General features: G+C 44.8%; 21 protein-coding genes. 17 read left to right on the top strand and 4 right to left on the bottom strand.

Translation table 11 applies throughout. From position 1 onward, the window contains the following. Positions 1–26 precede the first annotated feature (26 nt). From ACBR23_RS01135 to ACBR23_RS01125, 3 genes are all read left to right on the top strand, one after another. Positions 27–2,111 (top strand): FAD-dependent thymidylate synthase, encoded by a 2,085-nt coding sequence (locus ACBR23_RS01135; RefSeq protein WP_371118571.1) that lies wholly within the window; start codon positions 27–29, stop codon positions 2,109–2,111. 146 nt (positions 2,112–2,257) lie between these two features. Then, complete coding sequence (gene dut / locus ACBR23_RS01130; protein WP_371118572.1) at positions 2,258–2,692, top strand: dUTP diphosphatase; 435 nt, start codon at positions 2,258–2,260, stop codon at positions 2,690–2,692. A gap of 38 nt (positions 2,693–2,730) precedes the next feature. Next, positions 2,731–3,291 (top strand): cytidine/deoxycytidylate deaminase family protein, encoded by a 561-nt coding sequence (locus tag ACBR23_RS01125; RefSeq protein WP_371118573.1) that lies wholly within the window; start codon positions 2,731–2,733, stop codon positions 3,289–3,291. Between the two features lie 41 nt (positions 3,292–3,332). Here the strand turns inward: ACBR23_RS01125 and ACBR23_RS01120 are convergent, their stop codons facing one another. The 4 genes from ACBR23_RS01120 to tnpB all read right to left on the bottom strand — a co-directional run bounded on the left by ACBR23_RS01120 (position 3,333) and on the right by tnpB (position 6,352). Continuing rightward, positions 3,333–3,818: a salt stress protein, Slr1339 family gene (locus ACBR23_RS01120; protein WP_371114700.1), complete on the bottom strand. Its 486-nt coding sequence runs from the start codon at positions 3,816–3,818 to the stop codon at positions 3,333–3,335. Positions 3,819–3,890: 72 nt separating this feature from the next. Beyond that, complete coding sequence (locus ACBR23_RS01115) at positions 3,891–4,496, bottom strand: VWA domain-containing protein (RefSeq protein ID WP_341737484.1); 606 nt, start codon at positions 4,494–4,496, stop codon at positions 3,891–3,893. Between the two features lie 121 nt (positions 4,497–4,617). Beyond that, entirely contained in the window at positions 4,618–5,094 is a 477-nt protein-coding gene (locus tag ACBR23_RS01110) for an NAD(P)H-quinone oxidoreductase subunit N (protein WP_341733776.1), read from the bottom strand. 73 nt (positions 5,095–5,167) lie between these two features. Further along, a complete protein-coding gene (tnpB, locus tag ACBR23_RS01105; protein WP_371118574.1) occupies positions 5,168–6,352 on the bottom strand; it encodes an IS200/IS605 family element RNA-guided endonuclease TnpB in 1,185 nt (394 codons plus the stop codon). 473 nt (positions 6,353–6,825) lie between these two features. Between tnpB and rplC the strand changes: the two genes are divergently transcribed. The 14 genes from rplC to rpsH all read left to right on the top strand — a co-directional run bounded on the left by rplC (position 6,826) and on the right by rpsH (position 14,538). Next, a complete protein-coding gene (gene rplC, locus ACBR23_RS01100) occupies positions 6,826–7,461 on the top strand; it encodes a 50S ribosomal protein L3 (protein WP_371114699.1) in 636 nt (211 codons plus the stop codon). 110 nt (positions 7,462–7,571) lie between these two features. Continuing rightward, positions 7,572–8,204 carry a 50S ribosomal protein L4 gene (rplD, locus tag ACBR23_RS01095; protein ID WP_340518138.1) on the top strand — a complete coding sequence of 211 codons (633 nt, stop codon included), beginning with the start codon at positions 7,572–7,574 and terminating at the stop codon, positions 8,202–8,204. Next, positions 8,197–8,505 (top strand): 50S ribosomal protein L23, encoded by a 309-nt coding sequence (locus ACBR23_RS01090; protein WP_341737481.1) that lies wholly within the window; start codon positions 8,197–8,199, stop codon positions 8,503–8,505. The genes rplD and ACBR23_RS01090 overlap by 8 nt, the downstream gene beginning before the upstream one ends. A gap of 161 nt (positions 8,506–8,666) precedes the next feature. Continuing rightward, a complete protein-coding gene (gene rplB, locus ACBR23_RS01085) occupies positions 8,667–9,530 on the top strand; it encodes a 50S ribosomal protein L2 (RefSeq protein WP_341737525.1) in 864 nt (287 codons plus the stop codon). A gap of 180 nt (positions 9,531–9,710) precedes the next feature. Further along, positions 9,711–9,992 (top strand): 30S ribosomal protein S19, encoded by a 282-nt coding sequence (gene rpsS, locus ACBR23_RS01080; protein ID WP_340518144.1) that lies wholly within the window; start codon positions 9,711–9,713, stop codon positions 9,990–9,992. Positions 9,993–10,085: 93 nt separating this feature from the next. Then, positions 10,086–10,445: a 50S ribosomal protein L22 gene (rplV, locus tag ACBR23_RS01075; RefSeq protein WP_340518146.1), complete on the top strand. Its 360-nt coding sequence runs from the start codon at positions 10,086–10,088 to the stop codon at positions 10,443–10,445. Positions 10,446–10,551: 106 nt separating this feature from the next. Next, positions 10,552–11,280 (top strand): 30S ribosomal protein S3, encoded by a 729-nt coding sequence (gene rpsC / locus ACBR23_RS01070; RefSeq protein WP_341733770.1) that lies wholly within the window; start codon positions 10,552–10,554, stop codon positions 11,278–11,280. A gap of 134 nt (positions 11,281–11,414) precedes the next feature. Then, positions 11,415–11,834, top strand: a complete 420-nt coding sequence (rplP, locus tag ACBR23_RS01065) for a 50S ribosomal protein L16 (protein WP_340518151.1) — start codon at positions 11,415–11,417, stop codon at positions 11,832–11,834. Positions 11,835–11,892: 58 nt separating this feature from the next. After that, positions 11,893–12,231 (top strand): 50S ribosomal protein L29, encoded by a 339-nt coding sequence (gene rpmC / locus ACBR23_RS01060; RefSeq protein WP_371114698.1) that lies wholly within the window; start codon positions 11,893–11,895, stop codon positions 12,229–12,231. A gap of 72 nt (positions 12,232–12,303) precedes the next feature. Continuing rightward, positions 12,304–12,552, top strand: coding sequence for a 30S ribosomal protein S17 (gene rpsQ / locus ACBR23_RS01055; protein WP_340518155.1), 249 nt, complete (start codon positions 12,304–12,306; stop codon positions 12,550–12,552). A gap of 76 nt (positions 12,553–12,628) precedes the next feature. After that, a complete protein-coding gene (gene rplN, locus ACBR23_RS01050) occupies positions 12,629–12,997 on the top strand; it encodes a 50S ribosomal protein L14 (RefSeq protein WP_193973611.1) in 369 nt (122 codons plus the stop codon). A gap of 1 nt (position 12,998) precedes the next feature. Then, a complete protein-coding gene (rplX, locus tag ACBR23_RS01045) occupies positions 12,999–13,361 on the top strand; it encodes a 50S ribosomal protein L24 (RefSeq protein WP_340518156.1) in 363 nt (120 codons plus the stop codon). A 204-nt stretch (positions 13,362–13,565) separates the two neighbouring features. Next, positions 13,566–14,111 (top strand): 50S ribosomal protein L5, encoded by a 546-nt coding sequence (gene rplE, locus ACBR23_RS01040; RefSeq protein WP_340518158.1) that lies wholly within the window; start codon positions 13,566–13,568, stop codon positions 14,109–14,111. Positions 14,112–14,133: 22 nt separating this feature from the next. Then, positions 14,134–14,538: a 30S ribosomal protein S8 gene (rpsH, locus tag ACBR23_RS01035; protein WP_341733768.1), complete on the top strand. Its 405-nt coding sequence runs from the start codon at positions 14,134–14,136 to the stop codon at positions 14,536–14,538. Positions 14,539–14,644: the final 106 nt, after the last annotated feature.

Here is a 14,644-nt window from a genome sequence, read left to right as displayed (position 1 = left end):
AGCAACCTTCAAAAATAAAAATATATATGGATAGATTCAGAGTAGAAGTTATTTCACAAACACCAAATCCTCAGCAAGTAATTTATGCTGCCCTCCATCAAGACTATACCGAGAATTTCGTATTTGACGAACGCGATTCCTGGCCCTCAGACGCAGAATGTGGCGAAATAATCGTCAAAAGGCTCCTCGCAGGCGATCGGGGTCACTACGGCCCCTTAGAGCATCCCCAAATTATCTTTAATTGTGGCTACTTTCCCCACAGCGTCATGCAGCAGGCCAGGACACATCGTGTAGGAGTATCCTTCGATGTGCAATGTCTTGCTGCTGATACCATAATCACTTTTGTTGATTGCGACGGAAGTGCTAGCAAGACAAATTTGAGTAAAACCATTGAAGAACTGTATGATCTTTGGACTAATGGAGAAAAAGCGATTCGTTCTCGGTCTATTCGAGGTCGAAATGGTAAACCACCAGGCGAATATCGTCGTGACAGCAAGCAAAGAATCCGTAAAATGCGCTTACGAGTTTTAAATGAACAAACTGGCTTGTTTGAAGTGGGTCATATCAAAGATGTCATGTGTAGCGGTATTCAACCCGTTTATAAAGTTACATTGGAGGATGGCAAGACTTTAGAGTGTACGACCAATCACCGTTTATTCACCGCAAACGGTTGGCAAACAATGAAAGATGCGGTGGGATTGACAACGGCATCTGATGGCAATGTCGTTAGCATAGCCAAAAACTCCTATGTCATGTGCAATGGTTTATCAGTAACTGACGATCGGCTTTACACAGACAAATCATGGCTAGAAGCCCAAATTGCCAAAGGATTAACTATCAAAGAAATTGCTGGTTTATCGGATTGCTCTATTGCTACGGTTAAAGTATGGATTGATAAGTTTGAGTTATCTTTAAAATGCTCAACTCCAGGTCATCTCAACAATCACAAACCTTGGAATTATGATCCTAATGCCCTCTATCGCAACAAGCCTTGGTTGGTAGAGCAACTTAATCAAGGACTGCACGCCGATGAAATAGCGACTTTAGCTAACTGTTCAATTGAGGCGGTCAAAAAATGGGTCTATGCTTATGAATTGTCTCTAAATAAGCGAAAACCTGGAAGAGATGAACCTTGGAATAAAGGTAAAGGAGGTTATCAACTTAACCTCTCCGAAGAAAGCCGCCAGAGACGAATCGAAAATGGAAAAATTTACACGCAAAGAGGTACTGAGTCTAATTTTTGGAAAGGTGGTACTTCTACAGAGCGAGAATTAATTGGGGCTTGGACGCGGCAAATTGCGCCCCAAGTCCATAAAAAGTTTGATTTTATTTGCCAGAAATGTGCTGTCAGAGGTGGTGTTCTTCACGCCCATCACTTAATACCAGTTTTTGCAGATCAGTCTCTTGCTTATGATTTTGATAATTTAGTGACTTTATGCAAAGAATGTCACGAATATATTCATCAAAACAACTTAGAGCTTGAATTTGCTAAAGCTTACTCGCCAATATTAGAGCCTCAAAATTGGCAAGTCAAGCCAAAGCCAAAAGGGAGAAAATTGCGTTCTCATCCCGTAAAAGTCAAGAGTGTTGAATATGTTGGCGAACAAATGACTTATGACCTAGAGGTGGATGGTGAATGGCATAATTTCGTTGCTAATGGTTTAGTAGTACATAATTCTCTGCGTTATACAGGTAATCAATTTCTGGATGCAGCGATCGGCAAAAAAGACATAGAAGACATTTTTTACCTGCGTCCAGTAGATTATTACACAGACCGCGAAGGCAAAAAATACTACTATTCTCCCGAACAAAGACAGCAAGATTTAGAGTGGTGTCTAGAAGCCGCTAAACGTTACAAAATAGACTTCGATGGTGGAATGTCCGAAGAACACGCCAGAGGCAAATTACCCTTTGACTACCGCCAGCACTTTGTAGTCAGTTTCAATTTAAGGTCATTCCTGCACTTTGCTGACTTGAGAAACAAAAAAAATGCTCAACTAGAAATTCAAAAACTCTGCGAAATGATGTGGCCTCATTTTGAAAATTGGGCACCAGACATTGCCAAGTGGTACACAACAACTCGCCTCGGAAAAGCCAGACTAGCCCCGTAATAATTGCAAGATGATTCATATTGCTCTCTCTTCTCTTCCTCTGCGTCCTCTGCGCTCTCTGTGGTTAAATCATTCCGGTGGAACTGACATTAATACCACTAAAAACTTTGCTGTATCAGCATTCTACCTCCCACTCGCCAAACAAAATGAAATTAAAAATCCTTCAACTCCACGAACTAGCCATAATCCCCAAATACGCCCATGAATCCGATGCTGGACTAGACTTATTTTCGATAGATGAACTAGAAATTAGTCCGGGAGAAAGCAAATTAATTCATACAGGTATATCCATCGAATTACCAGAAAAAACAGAAGCCCAAATTCGTCCCAGAAGCGGTTTAGCTCTCAAACACCAAATCACTGTACTCAATTCACCAGGAACCATAGATGAAGGCTATCGAGGGGAAATAGGAGTCATCTTAATCAATCATGGTAACACTTCTTTTCAAGTGACAAAAGGCATGAAAATTGCTCAAATGGTAATCGCCCCGGTAATTCGCGTGGAAATTGAAGAAGTTAAAATGTTAAGTTCCAGCTCTAGGGGAGATAATGGATTTGGCTCCACTGGCATCTCCCAATAAATGGCTTCTCTCAATACAATTCTCATTCTATACTTTAAATGCAGAACACACCAGACAACTACGACCCTCCTCAAAGACCAGATTGGGATGAATACTTTTTAATGTTAGCCAAATTAGCCGCAACTCGATCGACTTGTCTGGCCTTTCCCGTAGGTGCTGTGATCGCTAAAAATAGGCAAGTGTTAGCCACCGGTTACAACGGTTCCCCCTCTGGTTCGGCACACTGCATCTCTCAAGGATTCTGCTATCCTGGTTTGAGCAGTTGTGATGCTAGCAAAACCTTACCATCGCGGGCGGTTCATGCAGAAGCAAATGCGATCGCCAAAGCCGCAAAACATGGTATATCTACTGCTGGAGCTACCATCTACGTCACCTTAGAACCCTGCATTTATTGTCTTAAATTAGTCATTGCCGCTGGGATTCGAGAAATATTTTACGAAACCAGCTTCAACAGCGGAGAAAAAGCAGCCTTGAGAGATACTTTTATCAGTGAAGGTATTGTGGAACTCAAGCAAATTCAGTTATCTGAAAATACAGCAAAAAAGGCTGCCCTATTTTTGCTGCATCCTACTTCTGTCCTCAAAGATTCTATTTATTGAAAATCACTATAACGGTTTTCCCTAGCGTCCACAGTCAACATTTAATCAAACTCATTCACAGCTTGCAAATAGTCGATCGCAGCATCTATCCTCGAAGAATACTTAAAAGCAAACTGATCGAACCAAAATCTCTCATCAGAATCTTTACTTAAGTTCTTCAGCCAAACTTGAGCTTGTCTCACTTTCTCCCGGTGAGTTTTTACTTCCACCTGCTGTGGTTCCTGTTTGAGAATTTTCTGAGCTTTATTTTGTGCTTCATCTTCAGCCAAAAGCTGTTCCTGTTTGACAACTTCTTCAGCTTGCTCTTGTGCTTGGTATTCAGCCTTAATTTGAGCTAAATCACTGTCGAAATTATCCAAATCCAAATTTTTGCCATAAGTTTCAATTACTTGACTAGACGGCGCAGTAGTTGCTTGCAAAGACGGTTCTGGTTGCACCATCCGCTGGCTTTTTAAGTCAGCAGATTTTTTTTGAGATTCTTGATACTCAGCCCTAAGTTCAGCTAACAAACGATCGATCGATTCCATTACTTAACCCCCTAAACAATGCTTCTGAGCCATCCGGCCAAAATACCATCGCCTTAAACTTAATTCACCTTCTCAATCAGTGATTGCATTCAGCAATACTTCCGTCAGAGTCATTCCTTCCATATCGTCCATAGTTACAGTATCCACGATATCGAATTTAGCCCCAGCGCTTTGTAGTTCATCATCCAATATCTTGAGAAACTTGGTAGCTTCTGGAGCATTCCCGACTTGGATAAACGAAATTGCTAATTCTTCATCTCGATCTAGCTTCCGCGAAGCTTCTATAATTGTTTTCATTACTTCTTTGCGATCGTCCGGTTCTCCGTCCGTCACCACTAATATTGTTTCCCCATTTTGCTGAGTCTTACCGGATATTTTTCGCTGAAAATAGTTGTTGAGAGCGTCTTGCAAAACTATCGCTAAATTCGTAGTCCCGGAAGGCTCATTTTCTTGGAATATTTGTACGACTTTCCCTGCTGTTACATTGTCGTACCGTTTGAAGCGACCCGAAAACAAGTAAACTGTGATGCCATCAGGGTCTAGTTCTTCGCATTTATTTGCTAATGCGATCGTCGATTCCTGCATCAGCGCCCACCGACTTTTGCCACCAGTCTTGTCTTTGGTGTACATACTGCCACTCTTGTCAATGATTATGGTATAATCTCGGTTGTGAAGCATGAGAGTTTTCCTGTTACATTAAGTTTTTTCAAAAAAGAGCAAAACCAGCGAGCAGAAGCTGTTGAGCTTTAGTTGCTCGCTGTGTTTTTTTTAGTTGATTGGCGATCGACTGAAACCCAATTTAAGCTGTAACTAAAGCATCCTTGAGTGGCTTCCAACTAAAAACTCGATCGCCCCCCATCTCTACAGCTATTTTAACTCGCGGTTCTAACGTCGGCAAAATAGTTAAATATTCGACCTCCTGACTAGACAAAATCTGCCCTTCAATGATCCACAGCACCAGTCCTTTTGCTTTCGGAGGCAAATTGTCCAATTGAGTCTTCAACATCGGTGGCACGTAGTAGGTATAACCCACCGACGCTTCATTACCAGTGGTTTTCTTACCCAAATGGGGCGGCCGCACCCCGTGTACCCCCGTCAAATACATCGCCAAATCGCCCAAACCCCGCGCTGTAATGTTGTAGGCACCATAGCCCGCAGCCCTGAGTCGGCGCAGGTAACGTCCCTCAAAACCTCCCTCCAAAGGAACGTACAGGGCTAGGGACCCCGACTTTTCCAAATCCCGAATCATATCTGAACCCGTCGTAATCAATCCCATAAATTTGTGTTGCTGTATGAAAATTTGGTCGATCGCCCAAGTGCGAACTGCAAGTATTTTGACACTCCCCAGTCTAAAGACGTGGGGATTCTTCATTCACAGGGAGATGCCTTGCAAAAGCAGTGCCTTTACTTGGTCTTACTCTCCCTCCCGAAGCAGTGGCGGTATGCCCTACCGCCAGAATTCGTAACCCTTCATCCCGAATATTCTTAGCGGCATTGATGTCTCTATCGTGGTTTTCTCCACACTTAAGGCATTGCCAACTACGAATATCTAAGCTCAAACTATCAAAACGATTTAAGCAGTTACTACAGGTCTTGGAACTGGGGAAAAATCTGTCAACTTCTAGATAGATTTTTCCTTCCCATTCAGCCTTGTATTTCAACATAGTACAGAATTGACCCCAGCCAGCATCACTAATTGATTTTGCTAGTTTAGGGTTTTTGACCATGTTGCTGACGGCTAGATTTTCGACCACTATGACTTGGTTTTCGTCAACTAATTTACGACTTAGCTTGTGGAGAAAATCTTCACGACAACGAAGGATTTTAGAGTGAACTTTAGCAACTTTAACTCTAGCTTTATTGCGGTTATTAGAGCCTTTTTGCTTGCGATTAAGTTTCTTTTGTCTCCTCGCTAATCTTCGTTCGTAGTTACGATAGTATTTAGGGTTCCCATGTTTAGTCCCATCTGATGTAATCGCAAAATGGGTTAGTCCAACGTCTATCCCGATAGCTTTTCCTTCTGATGATTTTTGGGGCAAATCCTGACCATCATCATAAAGACAAGATGCAAAATATTCTGCTGATGGATTAACTGAAACCGTAACCGACTTTAAATCTCCCTCGGGTTGCCGTGAAAGTTTGCAATAGACTTTGCCGATTTTAGGTAATACCAGAACATCATTTTTTAACTGACAGTGCTGAGGAAATCTAATCGACTGCCTATTTTGCTTTTTCTTGAAGTTAGGATATTTAGCTCTACCTTCAAAAAAATTAAGGAAAGCACTAGAAAGATTTAAAGCGGCTTGCTGTAATACCTGCGACGGGACTTCGCTTAACCACTCATACTCTTTTTTTAGGGAAGGCAGAAGCTTGATTATTTCGTTTCTGCTTAATCCTTTTCCAGTTTGTTTGTAAGTTTCGGATGTTAGATTGAGAGCGTAGTTGTAAAACCATCTAGCACAGCCAAACGACTTGGCAAGCAAAACGGATTGCTCAGCGGTCGGATAGATTCTGTACTTGAATGCTTTTAACATTTTGCTTACCACACTACATTTACTATGGTAAATTGTTTGGTCAAGAGTGTCAATCCGTCCTCCGCTACGCTAAAGGACGGGGTTTTAAACCCAAATTTTCGATAAATCTTTAAGCTGAGTCAAAAAAAATCTCATCGTGGCCTTGACAAATAGCCAACACTTCGCATACTATTGTAAATCGTTGCTGTAAAGGATACTGAGTGGTTAACTGCTCAAGTCCAGGCACGAACAAGCAAGAACGAAATAAATCTCGGAGACACAACAGCTAGAAGCCTGTGAATCTCGAAACTTGCAAGACTTCCACAAGCTAGCTCCCAAATTTAAAATTTAAATTTTAAACACCGCGGAAAGCTGTTGGTTGATAACAGTTAATTGCAGAATCATTGAAATAAATGTTTCTGCACAAGAGCAAGCGGATTGACGAAAACTTCGCAATCCGAAACCTCTTGCGTAAATAAAAGGAAAAAAAATCCGTGTCAGTAGGCATTCTTGGTACAAAACTAGGCATGACTCAAGTGTTTGACGCAGAAGGGAAAGCAATCCCCGTCACCGTCATTCAAGCAGGGCCTTGTACAGTAACTCAAATTAAAACAAAACCAACAGACGGCTACAGTGCCGTTCAAATTGGATACAGCGAAGTCAAACCAAAGGCTCTCAACAAGCCAGAACTAGGACACCTAGCCAAGTCCGGGGCGAATCCATTGCGCCACTTGCACGAATACCGATTGGAAGACACAAGTTCCTTTGAATTAGGTCAACAACTAAAAGCCGATGCTTTTGCAGCCGGACAAATAGTAGATGTGATCGGTACAAGCATCGGTAAAGGCTTTGCCGGTTTCCAAAAGCGCCACAACTTTAAACGAGGCCCAATGTCTCACGGTTCCAAGAACCACCGCGAACCAGGCTCGATCGGACCTGGAACAACCCCCGGCCGCGTCTATCCAGGGAAAAGAATGGCAGGACGGATGGGGAATGTTCAAGTAACCGTTCGCAAGCTAACGATTGTGCGGGTAGATACAGAGCGGAATCTGCTACTAATTAAAGGAGCCGTTCCCGGTAAAGCCGGTGCCTTAGTCAATGTTGTACCTGAGAAAAAAGTTGGGCGGTAGTCATTAGTTATGGGTTATTTCGTTATCAGTAGTAGCAGATAACAACAAACAACTAACAACTAACAACTAACAAACAACTAACAACTAACAACAGACAAAGGACAAAAGAAATGGTTAACTGTGTAGTGCGAAATTGGCAAGGCGAAGAAGTTGGAGAAACAACTCTCGAATTGCGCGTAGCCAAACAAGAAAATGCCTCTCACATCGTTCACAGAGCATTGACGCGGCAACTGAATAACGCTCGTCAAGGAAATGCTTGCACCAAAACTCGATCGGAAGTCAGAGGCGGTGGCCGCAAACCCTGGCGGCAAAAAGGAACAGGCCGAGCTAGAGCAGGTTCTATCCGTTCTCCCCTGTGGCGTGGTGGCGGTGTCATCTTCGGACCAAAACCCAGAGACTTTGAAGTCAAAATGAACAAAAGAGAACGCCGTCTCGCTTTGCGGACAGCATTCTACAGCCGTACAGAAGACTTGATTGTGGTGGAAGAATTTGCAGAGCAATTTCCGAGACCAAAAACCAAAGAATTACTAAATGCGATCGCCCGGTGGGGCATCGAAGCCGATACAAAAGTTCTGTTAGTCTTGCCAGAACCCCAACTCAACGTCTACTTGTCGGGACGCAACGTCGAATTGATGAACGTCATCCTGGCAACTTCCCTGAATGTATATGACGTTCTGGCCGCTGACAAAATTATCGTCACATCCACAGCCCTAGCAAAAATTCAGGAGATTTACGGTGAGTAAAATCGACCCCCGCGACTACGCAGATTTGATCCAGCGTCCTATTCTCACTGAGAAAGCTACCCGCATGATGGAATTAAATCAATTCACCTTCGACGTAGCCCCCAAAGCGACCAAGCCTCAAATCAAAGCAGCCATCGAAGAACTATTTAAGGTTAAAGTCACCGGTGTCAATACCCAAAACCCGCCGCGCAAAAAGCGTCGAGTTGGCAAATCCGTCGGTTTCAAACCTTGTTACAAGCGTGCCACCGTCACTCTCAGCGACGGAGATTCACTCCGCAAACTCTTATTCCCAGAAGTTTAAAATTTAGTAATAGGTAATCGGTAATGGGTACTCAGTAATAGGCAATCGGTAATTGAAAAGTATGAAAGATGAATTCGGACTTCACAATTACTAATTACCAATTATCAATTACCGATTACCAATTACCAATTACCAATTACCAACTACCGATTACCAACATTATGGGCATTCGTTCTTACCGACCTTATACCTCCAGTACCAGGGCACACACCGTTTCCGACTTCGCTGAAATTACTAAATCAGAACCAGAAAAGTCTTTAACGAGTAATAAGCACACCAAACAAGGCCGCAACAACCGAGGCGTCATCACCTGTCGCCACCGGGGAGGCGGTCACAAGCGCCTTTATAGAGACATCGACTTCCGTCGCGACAAACACGGCATTCCCGGTACAGTCAAGGAAATCGAGTATGACCCCAACCGGAACGCCCGTATCGCCCTCGTGTTCTACAAAGACGGCGAAAAACGGTACATCCTTCATCCACTGAACTTAACCGTTGGTACAGTCATTCTCTCAGGCCCCGACGCACCAATCGAAATCGGCAACGCCCTACCCCTGAGCAACATCCCTCTCGGTACAAGCATCCATAACGTTGAGCTAGTACCAGGCAAAGGCGGACAAATCGTCCGTTCAGCAGGTGCCAGCGCTCAGCTAATGGCAAAAGAAGGCAGCTACGTTACCCTCAAACTACCATCCGGCGAACAGCGCAAAGTCCGCGCCAACTGCTACGCCACCATCGGTCAAGTCGGCAACACAGATGCTAGAAACATCAGCCTCGGCAAAGCCGGCCGCACCCGGTGGAAAGGTCGCAGACCAACAGTTCGTGGTTCCGTCATGAACCCAGTAGACCACCCGCACGGTGGTGGTGAAGGCAGAGCTCCCATCGGGCGTTCAGGACCTGTCACACCTTGGGGTAAACCAGCATTGGGTGCCAAAACCCGACGCAAAAACAAGCGCAGCGATGCTTTAATTGTCCGCCGTCGTCGCAAGTCTTCCAAGCGCGGCAAGGGTGGCAGACAAAGTTAATGTTAAGAGGTAATGGGTAAATAGGTAATGGGTAATGGGTAATAGGTAATAGGTAATAGGTAATAGGTAATGAGTTATTGAAATTAACAAATGCCCAATGCCCAATGCTATAAGGCCCAATGCCCAATACCCAATGCCCAATGCCCACTGCCCACTCCCCAATTACTAATTACCAAAATCATGTCTCGTTCATTAAAAAAAGGCCCGTTTGTCGCAGACCATCTGATGACAAAAATCGAGAAACTCAACGCCGCCGGCCAGAAACAGTTAATTAAAACTTGGTCGCGAGCCTCCACAATCCTGCCCCAAATGGTAGGCCACACCATCGCAGTTCATAACGGCAGACAACACGTTCCTGTCTACGTCACAGACCAAATGGTTGGTCACAAATTAGGAGAATTTTCTCCTACTCGCACCTTTAGAAGTCACGCTAAAAGTGGTGACAAAAAGGCAAAGAGATAGCCGCCATTAGGTGACAGGTAAGAGGTAATCGGCAAACAATTACCAATTACCAATTACCTTCCAATTACCTTATTCCCAATTACCACAATCGCAATGGCTATAGATACCACATCCGAAATAAAGGCGATCGCCCGCTATATTAGAAGCTCGCCCTTCAAAGTGCGCCGAGTTCTCGATCAAATTCGAGGCAAAAGCTATCAAGAAGCGCTGATTCTACTAGAATTCATGCCCTACCGAGCTTGCGAACCAATTGTCAAAGTTTTGCGCTCCGCAGTAGCCAACGCCGAACACAACGCCGGATTGGATAAAGCCAAGCTAGTAGTTTCTCAAGCCTACGCAGACCAAGGTCCAGTCCTCAAGCGCTTTAGACCCCGCGCTCAAGGCCGTGCCTACCAAATTCGCAAGCCAACCTGTCACATCACTGTGGTAGTAGCTCCGCTCCTAGAACAATAAACAAGAGCACAGGTAATAGGTAAAAAACTGCTAAAAGTTGCAAACATCGGTAAACCCAATTACCAATTACCAATTACCAACTACCAATTACCAAATATCAACTTTTATGGGACAAAAAATACATCCAATTGGTTTCCGCCTCGGCATAACCCAAGAGCACCGCTCCCGCTGGTTTGCAGATGCCCGAAACTATCCCGAACTCTTGCAAGAAGACTACAAAATTCGCCAGTACGTTCAAAAAAACCTCAGTAACGCTGGGATCTCCTCCGTCAGAATTGAGCGCAAAGCCGATCAAATCGACCTAGAAGTGTTCACAGCTAGACCAGGTGTGGTAGTAGGCCGTGGTGGAGCAGGGATCGAAACCTTGCGAGTCGGTTTGCAGCAGCAACTCGGCAACAACCGCCAAATCCGCATCAACGTTGTGGAAGTCCAACGGGTAGATGCTGATGCCACTCTGATCGCAGAATACATCGCTCAGCAGCTAGAACGGCGCGTATCTTTCCGCCGAGTAGTCCGTCAAGCAATTACTCGCGCTCAAAAAGTCGGCATCGAAGGCATCAAAATTCAAGTCAGCGGACGACTCAACGGTGCAGAAATTGCCCGTACCGAGTGGACGCGGGAAGGAAGAGTCCCATTGCACACCTTGCGTGCTGATATTGACTACTCTTACTGCACCGCTCAAACCATCTACGGTATCCTCGGCATTAAAGTTTGGGTTTTCAAAGGCGAAATTATTCCTGGACAGGAACAAATAGCAGCCCCGAACAACGATGCCCCTCGGACTAAGAACAAGCGCCGTCGCCAGCAATTTGAAGATCGATCCAACGAAGGCTAGTGGTTAACTGTTAATTGTCAGTTGTTAATTGTCAGTGGCGATGCCCTGAGCGTAGTCGAAGGGTTCACAACCAATTACCAATTACCAACAACCAATTACTAATTACCAATTTCCAATTACTAAATCCCCCAGCCATGTTAAGCCCTAAAAGAACCAAATTCCGCAAACAACAGCGCGGGCGAATGTGCGGTGTTGCCACCCGCGGCAATACAGTTAGCTTTGGTGACTTCGCGCTCCAAGCTGTTGAACCCGCCTGGATCACTTCTCGCCAAATAGAAGCCGGACGGCGTGCCATGACCCGCTACATCCGCCGGGGTGGCAAAATCTGGATTCGCATTTTTCCTGACAAACCAGTCACTCAGCGGGCAGCAGAAACCCGGATGGGTTCCGGTAAAGGCTCACCTGAGTTTTGGGTTGCCGTTGTCAAACCGGGTCGGGTAATGTTTGAAATTGGCGGTGTCGCTGAAGAAATTGCCCGTGAAGCAATGCGTTTGGCAGCCTTTAAATTGCCAATCAAAACCAAGTTCATCACCCGCGAAGATGAGCAGTCATAGCGATTTTGGACTTTAATTTCCTCCTCAGATTCTGGGAAATAACTTAAGCAGATTTAGGATGATTTTTCAACCTCAAATCTCTCACCTAAAATCCATTGACCGATCGCTAACGATCCACGACAAAATTATGTCTTTATCCAAAATTAAAGAAGCTAGAGATTTAAGCGATGCCGAAGTGGCAGAGCAAATTTTAGCCGTTAAGCGCCAACTAATGGAACTGCGGTTATTCCAAGCTACTGGCCGTGTAGACAAACCCCATCTGTTTAAGCACGCCAAACACAGACTGGGTCAACTGATGACTGTTGAACGCGAACGGCAAATCGCGGCTGAAGCTGCTGCAAAATCAGCTTCGTCTACAACTGCCGAATCAACTGCTTCAACCGCAGCAGTCAGTTAAAAGACAAAAGTAGCCCAACCGAATCGCACAGCAGTTACACAAAACTCCATTGCACAACAAAAATAGGTAGGTATGGCAGTTAAAGAACGAGTTGGCGTAGTAGTCAGCGACAAAATGGACAAAACTGTGGTAGTGGCAATCGAAAACCGCTCCTCCCACACCAAATACGGCAAAATCGTAGTCCGCACCAAACGTTACAAAGCTCACGACGAAGAAAATAAGTGCAAACCGGGCGATCGTGTCCGCATCACTGAAACCCGCCCTTTGAGTAAAACCAAACGCTGGACAGTTGCTGAAATTTTCGGTACAAAAAACGGCTAACAGTTAATTGCATTCTGGCGATCGCCCGATCCCAGATTCACAATCAACACTCAACAGTTAACAGTCACCAATCACCATGATTCAACCCCAGACATACCTAAATGTCGCCGACAATAGCGGAGCACGTAAACTGATGTGCATCCGCGTATTGGGAGGCGGCAACCGTCGCTACGGCGGAGTCGGCGATGTCATTATTGCCGTCGTCAAAGACGCCATACCCAATATGGCAGTCAAAAAATCCGATGTCGTCCGGGCAGTCATTGTCAGAACCCGCAAAGCTTTGCGTCGCGACAGTGGCATGAGTATTCGTTTTGACGATAACGCCGCCGTTATTATCAATCCAGAAGGCAATCCTAAAGGCACTCGCGTTTTTGGACCAGTCGCCCGCGAACTGCGCGACAAAAACTTCACTAAAATTGTTTCCTTAGCCCCAGAGGTACTTTAAAATGTACGGAAAAAAGGGTAAAGCAACTAGCGAACCGCAACGCCATAGAATGCACGTCAAAGCAGGCGACACCGTTCAAATAATTACTGGCAAAGAAAAAGGTAAAGTCGGAGAAATCTTAAAGACCTATCCTAAAGTCAGCAAAGTAATTGTTAAAGGTGTAAATATCAGAACCAAACACGTAAAGCCCCAGCAAGAGGGAGAATCGGGTAAAGTAGTTACATTTGAAGCTCCAATTCATAGCTCCAATGTCATGCACTACTCCGAAAAAGAAAAAGTAGCTAGTCGTGTTTGCTACACCTTTAGCGAAGATGGCCGCAAACTCCGACAACTCAAAAAAACCGGAGAAATCCTCGATAATTAGTCAGTAGTCAGTAGTCAGTAGTCAGTAGTCAGTAGTCAGTAGTCAGTAGTCAGTAGTCAGTAGTCAGTAGTCAGTAGTCATTAGCTGACAACAGTCAACCGTCAACAGTCAACAGACAACAGTCAACCGTCAACAGTCAACCGTCAACAGACAAAGCACAATTCCCTGACCAAGCCCAGGGACAGTTAAAGAAACCCAAAAACAATGCCAGACAAACTCAAAGTTCTTTACCAAGAAAAGATAGTACCGAAACTGATGGATCAGTTTAAATATACTAATATCCATCAGGTACCCAAACTCGTCAAAGTCACCGTGAACCGTGGCTTGGGAGAAGCATCTCAAAATGCTAAGGCGCTAGATTCATCCATCAACGAAATTGGCATCATCACAGGTCAAAAACCAGTGGTGACGCGGGCGAAAAAGGCGATCGCAGGCTTCAAAATCCGCAAAGGAGTACCCGTTGGTGTCATGGTGACGCTACGGTCAGAGCGGATGTACGATTTTCTCGATCGACTAATCAACCTCGCACTTCCCCGAATCAGAGACTTTCGCGGCATCAGTCCCAAAAGCTTCGACGGACGTGGCAACTACAGCTTGGGTCTGAGAGAACAACTAATCTTTCCCGAAATAGAATATGACAGCATCGATCAAATTCGAGGCATGGACATTTCAATTATCACCACAGCAAACACCGACGAAGAAGGACGCGCCTTGCTCAAAGAAATGGGAATGCCCTTCCGGGACAACTAAGCAGTAGAGTAAGGAGCAAAACATGGCAGCTAACGATACCATAGCAGATATGTTGACGCGCATTCGCAATTCGTGCATGGCGCGCCACCAAACAACACAAATTCCAGCTACAAAAATGACCCGTAGCATCGCCGAAGTCCTCAAAAGTGAAGGCTTTATCAGCGAATTTGAAGAAGCAGAACCAGAAGGGATTAAGCGACATTTAGTGCTTTCTCTCAAATACAAAGGCAAAACTCGCAAGCCCATCATTACGGCACTTAAGCGAGTCAGCAAACCAGGACTGCGCGTTTACTCGAACCGCAAAGAATTGCCCAGAGTTTTAGGCGGAATTGGCATAGCCATTATCTCCACAGACCGTGGCATTATGACCGATAGAGAAGCCCGCCGCCAAGGTTTAGGCGGAGAAGTGCTTTGTTATGTTTGGTAGTCATTAGTCATTAGTCATTAGTCAATGGTCATTGGCAACAGACTCAAAAATCAATAACTAAGGACTAATCACTAAAGACTAAACATCCAGGACTAATAACTAAAAA

Source organism: Microcoleus sp. (assembly GCF_041354475.1).
Lineage (GTDB): Bacteria > Cyanobacteriota > Cyanobacteriia > Cyanobacteriales > Microcoleaceae > Microcoleus.
The sequence above is the reverse complement of the archived record's forward strand: the minus strand, read 5'-3'. Positions and strand labels throughout refer to the sequence as shown.

What these genes read in the sequence shown, in the direction of transcription:
- ACBR23_RS01135 (WP_371118571.1), top strand. Translation starts at nt 27, where the DNA reads ATGGATAGATTCAGAGTAGAAGTTATTTCACAAACACCAAATCCTCAG.
- dut (WP_371118572.1), top strand. Translation starts at nt 2,258, where the DNA reads ATGAAATTAAAAATCCTTCAACTCCACGAACTAGCCATAATCCCCAAA.
- ACBR23_RS01125 (WP_371118573.1), top strand. Translation starts at nt 2,731, where the DNA reads ATGCAGAACACACCAGACAACTACGACCCTCCTCAAAGACCAGATTGG.
- ACBR23_RS01120 (WP_371114700.1), bottom strand. Translation starts at nt 3,818, where the DNA reads ATGGAATCGATCGATCGTTTGTTAGCTGAACTTAGGGCTGAGTATCAA.
- ACBR23_RS01115 (WP_341737484.1), bottom strand. Translation starts at nt 4,496, where the DNA reads ATGCTTCACAACCGAGATTATACCATAATCATTGACAAGAGTGGCAGT.
- ACBR23_RS01110 (WP_341733776.1), bottom strand. Translation starts at nt 5,094, where the DNA reads ATGGGATTGATTACGACGGGTTCAGATATGATTCGGGATTTGGAAAAG.
- tnpB (WP_371118574.1), bottom strand. Translation starts at nt 6,352, where the DNA reads ATGTTAAAAGCATTCAAGTACAGAATCTATCCGACCGCTGAGCAATCC.
- rplD (WP_340518138.1), top strand. Translation starts at nt 7,572, where the DNA reads ATGGTTAACTGTGTAGTGCGAAATTGGCAAGGCGAAGAAGTTGGAGAA.
- rplB (WP_341737525.1), top strand. Translation starts at nt 8,667, where the DNA reads ATGGGCATTCGTTCTTACCGACCTTATACCTCCAGTACCAGGGCACAC.
- rpsS (WP_340518144.1), top strand. Translation starts at nt 9,711, where the DNA reads ATGTCTCGTTCATTAAAAAAAGGCCCGTTTGTCGCAGACCATCTGATG.
- rplV (WP_340518146.1), top strand. Translation starts at nt 10,086, where the DNA reads ATGGCTATAGATACCACATCCGAAATAAAGGCGATCGCCCGCTATATT.
- rpsC (WP_341733770.1), top strand. Translation starts at nt 10,552, where the DNA reads ATGGGACAAAAAATACATCCAATTGGTTTCCGCCTCGGCATAACCCAA.
- rplP (WP_340518151.1), top strand. Translation starts at nt 11,415, where the DNA reads ATGTTAAGCCCTAAAAGAACCAAATTCCGCAAACAACAGCGCGGGCGA.
- rpmC (WP_371114698.1), top strand. Translation starts at nt 11,893, where the DNA reads ATGATTTTTCAACCTCAAATCTCTCACCTAAAATCCATTGACCGATCG.
- rpsQ (WP_340518155.1), top strand. Translation starts at nt 12,304, where the DNA reads ATGGCAGTTAAAGAACGAGTTGGCGTAGTAGTCAGCGACAAAATGGAC.
- rplN (WP_193973611.1), top strand. Translation starts at nt 12,629, where the DNA reads ATGATTCAACCCCAGACATACCTAAATGTCGCCGACAATAGCGGAGCA.
- rplX (WP_340518156.1), top strand. Translation starts at nt 12,999, where the DNA reads ATGTACGGAAAAAAGGGTAAAGCAACTAGCGAACCGCAACGCCATAGA.
- rplE (WP_340518158.1), top strand. Translation starts at nt 13,566, where the DNA reads ATGCCAGACAAACTCAAAGTTCTTTACCAAGAAAAGATAGTACCGAAA.
- rpsH (WP_341733768.1), top strand. Translation starts at nt 14,134, where the DNA reads ATGGCAGCTAACGATACCATAGCAGATATGTTGACGCGCATTCGCAAT.